The organism is Escherichia sp. E14V7 (genome assembly GCF_004212225.1).
Taxonomy (GTDB): domain Bacteria; phylum Pseudomonadota; class Gammaproteobacteria; order Enterobacterales; family Enterobacteriaceae; genus Escherichia.
This window is the reverse complement of sequence record NZ_RHJJ01000005.1, coordinates 152,433-164,451: the sequence shown is the minus strand read 5'-3', so window position 1 is coordinate 164,451 and position 12,019 is coordinate 152,433. Positions and strand designations below refer to the sequence as shown.

General features: G+C 53.1%; 8 protein-coding genes and 1 pseudogene. 5 read left to right on the top strand and 4 right to left on the bottom strand.

Annotation, left to right across the window (positions count from 1 at the left end; all coding sequences use genetic code 11):
* Nucleotides 1-933, bottom strand: coding sequence for a glutaminase A (gene glsA, locus D9741_RS06645; RefSeq protein WP_130215511.1), 933 nt, complete (start codon nt 931-933; stop codon nt 1-3).
* A 261-nt stretch (nt 934-1,194) separates the two neighbouring features.
* Between glsA and copA the strand changes: the two genes are divergently transcribed.
* Nucleotides 1,195-3,699, top strand: a complete 2,505-nt coding sequence (gene copA, locus D9741_RS06640; RefSeq protein WP_130215509.1) for a copper-exporting P-type ATPase CopA — start codon at nt 1,195-1,197, stop codon at nt 3,697-3,699.
* Between the two features lie 214 nt (nt 3,700-3,913).
* Here the strand turns inward: copA and D9741_RS06635 are convergent.
* Nucleotides 3,914-3,991 (bottom strand): annotated as a pseudogene (locus D9741_RS06635) (addiction module antidote protein, HigA family); the annotation flags it as partial.
* A gap of 49 nt (nt 3,992-4,040) precedes the next feature.
* On the opposite strand from D9741_RS06635, the gene D9741_RS06630 reads away from it, so the two are divergent.
* Nucleotides 4,041-4,835: a TraB/GumN family protein gene (locus tag D9741_RS06630; RefSeq protein WP_130215507.1), complete on the top strand. Its 795-nt coding sequence runs from the start codon at nt 4,041-4,043 to the stop codon at nt 4,833-4,835.
* 202 nt (nt 4,836-5,037) lie between these two features.
* The gene (ybaK, locus tag D9741_RS06625; protein WP_130215505.1) at nt 5,038-5,517 is read left to right on the top strand and encodes a Cys-tRNA(Pro)/Cys-tRNA(Cys) deacylase YbaK; all 480 of its coding nucleotides are present in this window, start codon (nt 5,038-5,040) and stop codon (nt 5,515-5,517) included.
* Nucleotides 5,518-5,553: 36 nt separating this feature from the next.
* Here ybaK and ushA read toward each other — a convergent pair whose 3' ends face one another.
* Nucleotides 5,554-7,206 (bottom strand): bifunctional UDP-sugar hydrolase/5'-nucleotidase, encoded by a 1,653-nt coding sequence (ushA, locus tag D9741_RS06620; protein WP_130215503.1) that lies wholly within the window; start codon nt 7,204-7,206, stop codon nt 5,554-5,556.
* Nucleotides 7,207-7,423: 217 nt separating this feature from the next.
* Here ushA and fsr point away from each other — a divergent pair, with 217 nt between their 5' ends.
* Both fsr and ybaL read left to right on the top strand, forming a co-directional pair.
* The gene (gene fsr, locus D9741_RS06615; protein WP_130215501.1) at nt 7,424-8,644 is read left to right on the top strand and encodes a fosmidomycin MFS transporter; all 1,221 of its coding nucleotides are present in this window, start codon (nt 7,424-7,426) and stop codon (nt 8,642-8,644) included.
* A gap of 238 nt (nt 8,645-8,882) precedes the next feature.
* Nucleotides 8,883-10,559, top strand: a complete 1,677-nt coding sequence (gene ybaL / locus D9741_RS06610; RefSeq protein WP_130215499.1) for a YbaL family putative K(+) efflux transporter — start codon at nt 8,883-8,885, stop codon at nt 10,557-10,559.
* Nucleotides 10,560-10,689: 130 nt separating this feature from the next.
* On the opposite strand, the gene gsk is transcribed toward ybaL, so the two are convergent.
* A complete protein-coding gene (gene gsk, locus D9741_RS06605; RefSeq protein WP_130215497.1) occupies nt 10,690-11,994 on the bottom strand; it encodes an inosine/guanosine kinase in 1,305 nt (434 codons plus the stop codon).
* Nucleotides 11,995-12,019: the final 25 nt, after the last annotated feature.

Here is a 12,019-nt window from a genome sequence, read left to right as displayed (position 1 = left end):
TCAGCCCTTAAACACGTTATAGCCGAGTTGGTTAGCAACAGATGCCACCATTTTCTGACCCCGAACACTATTACCGTCTTCATCCAGCGGCGGGGAGAACGCGGCAATCCCCATCACGCCAGGTACGACCGCCAGAATGCCGCCGCCAACGCCGCTTTTTCCTGGCAAACCCACGCGATACGCCCAGTCACCGGAGCGGCCATACAGTCCTTCCATCATCATTTCGGCCAGAATGTATGGCACGTTGTCGGCCTGCAGAATGCGTTTTTGACTTAGCGGATTAACACCGCCCGCCGCCAGCGTCGCGCCAAGCGTCGCCAGTTCCACGGTATTGATGAGCGTGGAACATTGGCGAGTGTAGACATCACAGGCTTCCATCGCATCGCAATACAGATATCCGGCGGAGTACAACAGCCAGGCAATAGCGCGGTTATGGAAGTTGGTTGTTTGTTCCGACTGGTTGACTTCGTCAGAGAGCGCGACTTGTTCTCCTGCAAGCTGTTGTTGAATATGTAAAATTCGCTGCCAGCGTTGTTCTGCATTCTCGGCTTTAATCAGACTGACGGCGGCGATAGCCCCCGCATTAACCAGCGGTGATAACGGTTTGCCACCATGAAGTTCTAAGGCAATGACCGAGTTAAAGGGAAGTCCGGTGGGATCTGCGCCAATTTTATCTTGTACAGCCTGCGGGCCGACATCTTCTAACGCGAGGGCTAGCGTACAGACTTTGGAGATGGATTCCAGCGCAAAGCGGTAATCACTGTCACCGGCACTATAGATATTGCCATCGCAGGTTACGATAGCGACGCTCGCCAGTTGGCTGGGGACATTCGCCAGAAAGGGGATGTAGTCGGCGTTTTGTCCGCCGCTAAGTGAGTGAAATTGGGTATACGCCTGATCCACTGCTTGTTGTAATTTGTTTGCATCTAACATCTTTTGTTAACTCCTTTTTATAGATGCGGGAGGTATTTCCTCACCCCGATGCCAGTTTTCAGGCATCCTGATTTAACTTAGCACCCGTACTTTAGATAAAGGAAAACAAAGAGATAAATGTCTAATTCTGATGCTAATTGCGCCAATTTTTTAATCTCTGCCGACTTTTCATTTCGCTGATAAATAATTTCTTGACCTTCCCCTTGCTGGAAGGTTTACCCTTTATCACAGTCAGTCAACACTGTCTTAAAGGAGTACGTTATGTCACAAACTATCGACCTGACCCTGGACGGCCTGTCCTGCGGTCACTGCGTTAAACGCGTGAAAGAAAGTCTCGAACAGCGCCCGGACGTTGAGCAGGCGGATGTGTCTGTCACTGAAGCACACGTTACCGGCACTGCAAGTGCAGAACAGCTGATCGAAACCATCAAACAAGCGGGTTATGACGCATCTGTAAGCCACCCAAAGGCTAAACCGCTGGCGGAGTCATCAATCCCGTCGGAAGCACTGACAGCGGTTTCTGATGAGCTTCCGGCAGCGACCGCCGATGACGATGACAGCCAGCAGTTGCTGCTGAGCGGCATGAGCTGCGCCAGCTGTGTCACCCGCGTACAAAATGCGCTGCAAAGCGTACCGGGCGTCACCCAGGCACGGGTAAACCTGGCGGAGCGTACTGCGCTGGTGATGGGCAGTGCCTCCCCACAAGATTTAGTGCAGGCGGTGGAGAAAGCAGGTTACGGCGCGGAAGCGATTGAAGATGACGCTAAACGCCGTGAGCGCCAGCAGGAAACCGCCATCGCTACAATGAAGCGCTTCCGCTGGCAGGCGATTGTCGCCCTGGCGGTGGGTATCCCGGTGATGGTCTGGGGGATGATCGGCGATAACATGATGGTTACCGCCGACAACCGCAGCCTGTGGCTGGTTATCGGCCTGATAACGCTGGCGGTGATGTTTTTCGCGGGCGGACATTTTTACCGTAGCGCATGGAAAAGCCTGCGCAACGGTGCGGCGACGATGGATACGCTGGTGGCGCTGGGTACGGGCGTGGCGTGGATCTATTCGATGAGCGTCAACCTGTGGCCGCAGTGGTTCCCGATGGAAGCGCGGCATCTTTATTACGAAGCCAGCGCGATGATTATCGGTCTGATTAATCTCGGCCATATGCTGGAAGCACGCGCACGTCAGCGTTCTTCAAAGGCGCTGGAGAAATTACTCGATTTAACCCCGCCGACGGCACGACTGGTTACTGACGAAGGTGAAAAAAGCGTGCCGCTGGCGGAAGTTCAGCCAGGCATGCTACTGCGCCTGACGACGGGCGACCGCGTGCCGGTAGATGGTGAAATTACCCAAGGCGAAGCGTGGCTGGATGAAGCGATGCTGACGGGCGAACCTATCCCGCAGCAAAAGGGCGAAGGCGATAGCGTCCATGCCGGGACAGTGGTTCAGGACGGTAGCGTGCTGTTTCGCGCCAGTGCGGTTGGCAGCCATACCACGCTGTCGCGGATTATTCGTATGGTGCGCCAGGCCCAGAGCAGCAAGCCAGAAATCGGCCAGCTGGCGGATAAAATCTCTGCCGTATTTGTGCCGGTGGTAGTGGTGATTGCGCTGGTCAGTGCGGCAATCTGGTATTTCTTTGGTCCGGCACCGCAGATTGTCTATACCCTGGTGATCGCCACCACGGTGCTGATTATCGCCTGTCCGTGTGCGCTGGGGCTGGCGACGCCGATGTCGATTATTTCCGGCGTCGGGCGGGCGGCTGAGTTTGGTGTGCTGGTGCGGGACGCCGACGCACTGCAACGCGCCAGTACGCTCGATACCGTCGTGTTCGATAAAACCGGGACGCTGACCGAAGGGAAACCGCAGGTTGTCGCGGTAAAAACATTTGCTGATGTTGATGAAGCGCAGGCATTGCGTCTGGCGGCGGCGCTAGAGCAAGGTTCCAGCCATCCGCTGGCACGAGCGATCCTTGATAAAGCAGGCGATATGCAGCTGCCGCAGGTCAACGGTTTCCGCACATTGCGCGGGCTGGGCGTGAGCGGTGAAGCAGAAGGTCATGCGTTATTGCTGGGTAATCAGGCGTTGTTAAATGACCAGCAAGTCGATACTAAAGCGATTGAAGCAGATATTTCAGCTCAGGCATCGCAAGGCGCAACGCCTGTGCTGCTGGCGGTTGACGGGAAAGCGGTGGCCCTGCTGGCAGTACGCGATCCGTTGCGTAACGATAGCGTGGCGGCGCTGCAACGCCTGCATAAAGCGGGATATCGTCTGGTGATGTTGACCGGGGATAACCCAACCACCGCCAAAGCAATCGCCAAAGAAGCTGGAATTGATGAAGTTATTGCCGGGGTGCTGCCGGACGGTAAAGCCGAAGCGATCAAACGTCTGCAAAGTGAAGGACGTCAGGTGGCAATGGTGGGCGACGGCATTAACGACGCGCCAGCGCTGGCCCAGGCGGATGTCGGTATTGCGATGGGTGGCGGCAGTGATGTTGCCATTGAAACCGCGGCGATTACCCTGATGCGCCATAGCCTGATGGGCGTTGCGGATGCGCTCGCTATTTCCCGCGCAACGCTGCGCAACATGAAGCAGAACCTGCTCGGCGCGTTTATCTACAACAGTATCGGTATTCCGGTCGCCGCCGGTATTTTGTGGCCGTTCACTGGAACACTGCTTAACCCGGTAGTTGCCGGAGCGGCAATGGCGCTCTCGTCGATTACCGTAGTGAGTAACGCCAACCGATTGCTGCGGTTTAAACCGAAGGAATAAGTACGTCATTGCGGATGCGCTGCTTTAGGGCGGCGCATTTGGCATCGACGCATGACTGCCGGATGCGGCGTAAACGCCTTATCCGGCCTACGGTTCAGGCATAAGTTTGTAGGCCTGATAAGACGCGCCAGCGTCGCATCAGGCAATGGTGATCGAATGCCGGATGCGGCGTGAACGCCTTATCCGACCTACGAGATGAAGCGATGTTTTAGCCTTACGCGATCTTTTTTGCACGCTCTTCACGGCGTGCCAAATATTCGGTCGCAGTTTCAATCCGTCTCAACTCCATTTGCGCCATCCCTCCCCGCGCGCTAGCATGATATTTCACAAAGGGAGGTCGTATGGATCTGTTGTACCGGGTAAAAACGCTTTGGGCCGCGCTGCGCGGTAATCATTACACCTGGCCTGCCATCGATATCTCTCTTCCCGGCAATCGCCATTTTCATCTGATTGGCAGTATTCATATGGGGAGTCACGATATGGCTCCCCTGCCCACCCGTTTGCTCAAAAAGCTCAAAAACGCCGATGCGCTGATCGTCGAGGCGGATGTTTCCACCAGCGATACGCCTTTTGCCAATTTGCCAGCCTGCGAGGCGCTGGAAGCGCGCATTAGCGAGGAGCAACTCCAAAACCTGCAGCACATTAGCCTGGAGATGGGCATTTCTCCCTCGCTGTTTTCTACCCAACCGCTGTGGCAAATCGCGATGGTTCTTCAGGCGACGCAGGCACAAAAGTTGGGGCTGCGGGCAGAATACGGTATCGATTACCAGTTATTGCAGGCGGCGAAGCAACAACATAAACCTGTAATTGAACTGGAAGGGGCAGAAAAGCAAATTGCCATGTTGCTCCAGCTTCCCGACAAAGGACAGGCGCTGCTGGACGATACGCTGACTCACTGGCATACCAATGCACGGTTGCTGCAACAAATGATGAGCTGGTGGCTGAATGCGCCGCCGCAAAATAATGAAATAACGCTGCCCAATACGTTTAGCCAGTCGCTGTATGATGTCCTGATGCACCAGCGCAATCTTGCCTGGCGGGATAAATTACGCGCCATGCCGCCGGGGCGCTATGTGGTCGCGGTCGGTGCTTTACATCTGTATGGAGAAGGAAATTTGCCGCAGATGTTGCGCTAAAAAAATGGCCAATATCGCTATTGGCCCGTCAAAGAGGAATTTCATATTTTTATTATTATGCCGTCGCTTTAAACGACGGTGTAAGTCGATTGTCGCTCAATCTCACCATCCTGCCAATACTCTTAGGCAAGATGACACTTTTTTTTGGGCCGCCATCAGGCGTATGCTTTCTCCGTTTTTTGTTTGAGGCAGGAAAATTACGATGACACCCGCAGTTAAATTACTCGAAAAAAACAAAATTTCTTTTCAGGTTCATACCTACGAACACGATCCGGCTGAAACCAATTTTGGCGATGAAGTCGTCAAAAAATTAGGTTTGAATCCGGATCAGGTCTACAAAACGCTGCTGGTCGCAGTGAACGGCGATATGAAACATCTGGCAGTGGCCGTCACGCCGGTCGCAGGTCAATTGGATCTCAAAAAAGTGGCTAAGGCGCTGGGAGCCAAGAAAGTAGAGATGGCCGATCCGATGGTCGCGCAGCGTTCAACAGGATATCTGGTTGGTGGAATTAGCCCACTAGGGCAGAAAAAACGTCTGCCGACGATTATCGACGCCCCCGCACAAGAATTTGCCACTATTTATGTTTCCGGCGGTAAACGCGGGCTGGATATCGAACTGGCGGCAAGCGATCTGGCGAAGATCCTCGATGCCAAATTTGCCGATATCGCTCGCCGCGATTAAGCATCGTGCCGGATGTGAGCATCCGGCACTTTCAGATTACTGCCAGCTCACCTCACCTTTCGGCTCATAAGCATTCGCATCCAGCGGCGAGTTTTTCTGGATATACGCTTTCAGCACTTCGGCATCAATAAAGCCGGTATTCACATATCCCGGTTTGTTATCAAGGCGCGGGTAACCATCACCGCCAGTAGCATTAAAGTTTAATGTTGCCATGCGGTAGGTTTTTGCCGGATCGACCGGTTCGCCTTTAATTTTCAGGTCGTTGAGTTTGCCGTCTTTCGCCACAAAACTGACGTTGGCAAATTGCGGGTAGGCACCGGAATCCGGCTTCATCTGCGCGACGGCAGTCAGGTAATCAATCGCCTCTTTACCGGTCATGTCGGCATACACCACCACATTGCCGAACGGCTGCACTTTCAGCACGTTTTTATAGCTGATATTGCCTGCCTCGATAGAATCACGAATTCCACCTCCGCTCATCACCGCAAAGTCGGCACCAGTACGATCCATTTGGGCTGCCAGAATCAACCGCCCCATATTGGTCTGTACAAAACGCACTTTGTCACGATCGCCTTCCAGACGACCATTGGTTTCGCCAATTTTCACTTCCAGCTGCGCTTTGCCTTTATTCTGGAACGGTGATAACAGCGAGATCATTTGCTGATTCTCGGCGATTTCCGGGGTGTACAGCACACGCTCGCTTTTCCCGTCTTCCCAGGTGACTTTTTTCTTCAGGTTTACCGGAATCAACTGGTAGTTGACCATTTTCATTTCGCCGTTGCGAAACTCAAAGTCGGCCCGACCAACGTACTTGCCCCACTCATGCGCTTGTACAATCCAGATGCCGTTTTGTTGATCCGGTTTGCATGGTGTACCAGGAACGTAATCTACCTGCTTTTTATTTTCAGCCGCCATACAAACGGGATCTTGCGAATGTCCGCCGACAATCATCGCCAACGATCCGGCCGGCAAACTGCGCGCCATCTCTACATCACCCGGCGCGTTAGAACCGTGCTCACCGTTGTCGTAATGCCCCATATGGGTCGCCGCGATAATAATGTCCGGCTTTTCTGTCTGTTGCAGCTCCTGGATCACCAGTTTGGCTTCGTCGGCAGGTTTACGGAATTCAATGTCGGTGAAGTTTTCTGGGTTACCTAATTTCGCTGTTTCATCAGTTGTTAAACCAATAACGGCGATTTTCAGATCCTGACTCTTAAACAGAGCCCACGGTTTAAACAGGCGCTCGCCGGTACTTTTCTGGTAGATATTGGCGGAAAGCAACGGGAACTTAGCCCACTTTTCCTGCTGGCGTAATACGGTGAGCGGGTTATCAAATTCATGATTACCGATTGCCATCGCATCATAGCCCACCAGATTCATACCGCGAAAATCTGGCTCTGCGTCCTGCAAATCGGATTCCGGCACACCGGTATTAATGTCGCCACCAGAAAGTAGCAGCACGCTCCCGCCTTCAGCGGCGACCTCTTTACGAATACCGTCCACCAGCGTTTTTTGTGCCGCCAGACCGTATTCGCCATATTCATTGCGCCAGAAATGACCGTGATGGTCGTTGGTATGCAGAACCGTAATTTTATAGGTTTTATCCTGCTCATAGGCCAACGCAGTTTCACTCGCCAGTGACAATGTGGTTAACAGTGCTAATGCCACACCCCGCTGCAATAATTTCATACTTCTCTCCCTGACCAGATAATAACGTGTTGAAAATTAGTATGACGCGACATCATAGACAAGTCTGCGTTCGGTTACGATAAATCTACATCCAGATTGGAAATTCTGTTTTCCACATTGAGACTTCCTTCAAAAGGCACGTGCAGGTATGTTAGTCAGGTAATAATCACAATTAAGATAAATTTTTACATCGCAACTCTAAAAAAGTGACTTTCCTATGGCAATGAGTGAACAATCCCAGCCTGTGGCAGGCGCGACTGCGTCGGCCACCAAGGCCCGAACTTCGTTTGGTATTTTAGGCGCTATCAGCCTCTCACATCTGCTGAACGACATGATCCAATCGCTGATTCTGGCGATTTATCCGCTATTACAGTCAGAGTTTTCCCTGACGTTTATGCAGATTGGGCTGATAACCCTCACCTTCCAGCTCGCCTCTTCGCTGCTGCAACCAGTGGTCGGTTACTGGACAGATAAATACCCCATGCCGTGGTCGTTGCCAATTGGCATGTGCTTTACCTTAAGCGGCCTGGTATTGCTGGCACTGGCGGGCAGTTTTGGCTCGGTGTTGCTGGCGGCGGCGCTGGTCGGTACCGGTTCGTCGGTCTTTCATCCAGAATCTTCCCGCGTGGCACGTATGGCGTCTGGCGGACGTCATGGTCTGGCGCAATCTATCTTCCAGGTCGGCGGTAACTTTGGCAGTTCGTTGGGACCTTTGCTGGCGGCGGTGCTCATCGCCCCCTATGGCAAAGGCAACGTTGCATGGTTTGTACTGGCGGCACTGCTGGCAATCGTGGTGTTGGCGCAAATCAGCCGCTGGTACTCTGCGCAGCACCGAATGAGTAAAGGCAAGCCGAAAGCGCCAATAATCAATCCGCTGCCACGAAATAAGGTCGTGCTGGCTGTTTGCGTACTGTTAGTGCTGATTTTCTCGAAATATTTCTATATGGCGAGCATCAGCAGCTATTACACCTTTTATCTGATGGAAAAATTCGGATTATCCATCCAGAATGCCCAACTTCATCTGTTTGCCTTCCTGTTTGCCGTTGCGGCGGGGACGTTGATTGGCGGGCCTGTTGGCGATAAGATTGGGCGAAAATATGTAATTTGGGGCTCTATCCTCGGCGTTGCGCCTTTTACGCTTATTTTACCGTACGCAAGCCTGCACTGGACGGGGGTTTTGACGGTGATTATTGGATTTATCCTCGCCTCTGCGTTTTCTGCCATTCTGGTTTATGCGCAAGAGCTGCTTCCAGGGCGTATCGGCATGGTTTCCGGGCTCTTTTTCGGTTTTGCTTTTGGCATGGGTGGCCTTGGAGCCGCAGTTCTGGGGCTTATCGCCGACCATACCAGTATCGAGTTAGTTTATAAAATATGTGCTTTCCTGCCGCTTCTTGGAATGTTGACCATATTCTTACCTGATAATCGGCATAAATCCTGAATTCCCGGCAGTCAAAGGTAAACTTTGGCTGCTTCATTTTGCAGTAACCATAAGCCTTTCCTCTTCATACACCTCATCACTTTTCCGATCCGTGCCTTTTTTGCGGCTAATTCCATTTTTCTGCAAAATTCAATAATTATTCATAAACATCATCTATGAAATTGTCATAAACTATTACCTGTAATTTTGGTTTTCCCGGCCAAAATATGGACAACCACCACCAGGAAAAGGAGACGGAATGCATCACGCCACCCCGCTTATCACCACAATTGTTGGCGGCCTTGTGCTTGCCTTTATCCTCGGCATGCTGGCCAATAAACTGCGTATTTCTCCTCTGGTGGGATATCTGTTAGCGGGTGTGCTGGCAGGCCCCTTTACCCCAGGTTTTGTTGCCGATACAAAACTTGCGCCTGAACTGGCGGAACTGGGCGTTATTCTGTTGATGTTCGGCGTCGGCCTGCATTTTTCACTCAAGGATTTGATGGCGGTAAAGTCTATCGCCATTCCCGGCGCGATCGCCCAGATAGCCGTGGCGACACTGCTGGGTATGGCGCTCTCCGCCGTGCTGGGTTGGTCGTTGATGACCGGTATCGTGTTCGGTTTGTGTCTTTCCACCGCCAGTACCGTGGTGTTACTGCGCGCACTTGAAGAACGGCAATTAATAGACAGCCAGCGAGGGCAAATCGCCATCGGCTGGCTGATTGTGGAAGACCTGGTGATGGTCCTGACGCTGGTGTTGCTGCCAGCGGTAGCCGGAATGCTGGAACAGGGCGATGTGGGCTTTGCGACACTGGCGCTGGATATGAGTATCACCATCGGCAAAGTGGTCGCATTTATCGCCATTATGATGTTGGTAGGTCGCCGTCTGGTGCCGTGGATTATGGCACGCAGCGCAGCAACCGGTTCGCGCGAGTTGTTTACCCTGTCGGTGCTGGCGCTGGCGTTAGGGATTGCTTTTGGCGCGGTGGAGCTGTTTGACGTCTCCTTTGCACTCGGCGCGTTCTTTGCCGGGATGGTGCTGAATGAGTCCGAACTTAGCCACCGTGCCGCCCACGATACGCTGCCATTACGTGATGCGTTTGCAGTGTTGTTCTTCGTCTCTGTCGGGATGTTGTTTGATCCGTTAATCCTGATTCAGCAGCCGTTGGCGGTGCTGGCTACGCTGGCGATTATTCTGTTTGGTAAATCGGTCGCGGCGCTCTTCCTCGTCCGGTTGTTTGGCCACTCCCAGCGTACGGCGTTGACCATCGCCGCCAGCCTGGCGCAGATTGGTGAGTTCGCCTTTATCCTGGCGGGACTGGGGATGGCATTGAATCTGCTGCCGCAGGCGGGGCAAAACCTGGTGCTGGCGGGGGCGATTTTGTCGATTATGCTCAACCCTGTGCTGTTCGCGCTGCTGGAGAAATACCTAGCGAAAACCGAAACGCTGGAAGAGCAGACGCTGGAGGAAGCTATCGAAGAAGAGAAGCAGATTCCGGTGGATATCTGCAACCATGCGCTGCTGGTAGGTTATGGTCGTGTGGGCAGCCTGCTGGGGGAGAAATTGCTCGCGTCTGATATTCCTTTAGTGGTGATTGAGACGTCACGTACTCGCGTCGACGAACTGCGTGAGCGCGGAGTCCGGGCGGTATTAGGCAACGCGGCTAACGAAGAGATCATGCAACTGGCGCATCTGGAATGCGCAAAATGGCTGATCCTGACGATTCCCAACGGTTACGAAGCAGGCGAGATTGTGGCATCTGCTCGCGCGAAAAACCCGGATATTGAGATTATCGCCCGCGCCCATTATGACGACGAGGTGGCCTATATCACCGAACGTGGCGCGAATCAGGTGGTGATGGGCGAGCGTGAAATTGCCCGTACCATGCTGGAACTGCTGGAAACGCCACCGGCAGGTGAAGTGGTGACGGGGTAAACGGTGATTACCGGATAATAGGCGCGGATATGTAGGCCTGATAAGACGCAGCCAGCGTCGCATCAGGCATCGAGAGCCAAATGCCAGATGCGGCGTGAACGCCTTATCTGGCCTACGAACCGACGATAACTTAACGATCCCAGTAAGATTCTTCCAGGCTGTCTTCACGCTCCGGCAGCCCGCGCGTTAAGCGTGGAGAATGCTGGTTCAGTACCTGATAGCTCACACGGTTGGCGTATTTACACACCTGCGCTAATGACGAATACGTCAACCAGGTGAATTTATGCTTGCTGGAATTTGGTACGCTGCTACGGTGATAACTGTTAGCGGTAATGTCATGCAACAGCGCCGCCAGCGCCCCATCTCCGGCACCGTTAGTGTTCATGATTTTTTCTGGTCCGCCCATATACGGCGCAATGTGCGAATAGACGCGCAGCGGATTCTGGCAATCCTTGTGGCGCATGGCGCGGCTAAACTCATACTGGTTAAATTCCGCGATAGCGCCCGGCAGCAGCGGATGCTGGGTTTTGCGTTTCGCTTCGTCTTCAGTAAAGCCCGCCATATACAAACCGATTGGCCCGGCGGTGCACAGCACCAGATCCACCCAGTCCAGCGCCTTGTCAGACGCCAGCAGCGGATCGCTCTCTCCGGTCAACGCTTCGGCTTCTTCTTCGTTCATCGCAAGGATGGAAACGTGTTCTTTGAGGAATTGCTGCCACCACTGCGGATTCTCGGCGATGACAAATTTAGTCCCCAGCGTCAGCACCACCGGCACGTTATATTTCTTCGCGTACTCAATGGCTTTCATGGTTGCTTCCGGCATCGGTTCGCCCGGCTTGCAGCGCACCAGATATGAGGTGAGTACCAGCGCCGACGCTCCGGCAATCACATCTTCCGGAATGCTTTCTGCCCGTAGCTGGTTCATGTGGCCAGGGCTAATGGCAAAAGTGCGTTCGCCAGACTCGCCAATCAGCGTAAAACAGCGTCCAATCGGGCCGTCTACGCCTTGCAGATAGTTAAGATCGGTACGGCTGGAGGTATTACACAAATAACGATAGGCGTAGCTGCCAATTTCAATATTGCTGCACATCACGCCCAGTAGTACCGAGCGGTCATCCGCCAGTACCGAGTAGTTATGCATGGTGTTACCAATAGTGCCACCCGCAAACTGATGGGTAATCAGGTTTTTCTCTTTAAGTTCCTGATAGAGTGCTTCGGCAACATCATCTTCAATCACCAGTGAATGCCCGGCACTTAATCCATAACGTTCAATGAACTCATCATCCACTTTCGCTTCTATATCGACCAGAGTCTGGTCGATACCCACTACCCAGGCGGCGCTGGTTTCGTTTTCTGGCTGGAACTGCTGAAGCAGCGGATCGCGTGCGTTTACGGGGAAGTAATGTTTGGATTTACGTTTACCGGGAAATTTCATGGTTGTTTTTACGGGTGGTTAACTG

Bases quoted from the DNA above. Each gene is read 5' to 3' on its own strand.
- glsA (WP_130215511.1), bottom strand. From the start codon at position 933: ATGTTAGATGCAAACAAATTACAACAAGCAGTGGATCAGGCGTATACC.
- copA (WP_130215509.1), top strand. From the start codon at position 1,195: ATGTCACAAACTATCGACCTGACCCTGGACGGCCTGTCCTGCGGTCAC.
- D9741_RS06630 (WP_130215507.1), top strand. From the start codon at position 4,041: ATGGATCTGTTGTACCGGGTAAAAACGCTTTGGGCCGCGCTGCGCGGT.
- ybaK (WP_130215505.1), top strand. From the start codon at position 5,038: ATGACACCCGCAGTTAAATTACTCGAAAAAAACAAAATTTCTTTTCAG.
- ushA (WP_130215503.1), bottom strand. From the start codon at position 7,206: ATGAAATTATTGCAGCGGGGTGTGGCATTAGCACTGTTAACCACATTG.
- fsr (WP_130215501.1), top strand. From the start codon at position 7,424: ATGGCAATGAGTGAACAATCCCAGCCTGTGGCAGGCGCGACTGCGTCG.
- ybaL (WP_130215499.1), top strand. From the start codon at position 8,883: ATGCATCACGCCACCCCGCTTATCACCACAATTGTTGGCGGCCTTGTG.
- gsk (WP_130215497.1), bottom strand. From the start codon at position 11,994: ATGAAATTTCCCGGTAAACGTAAATCCAAACATTACTTCCCCGTAAAC.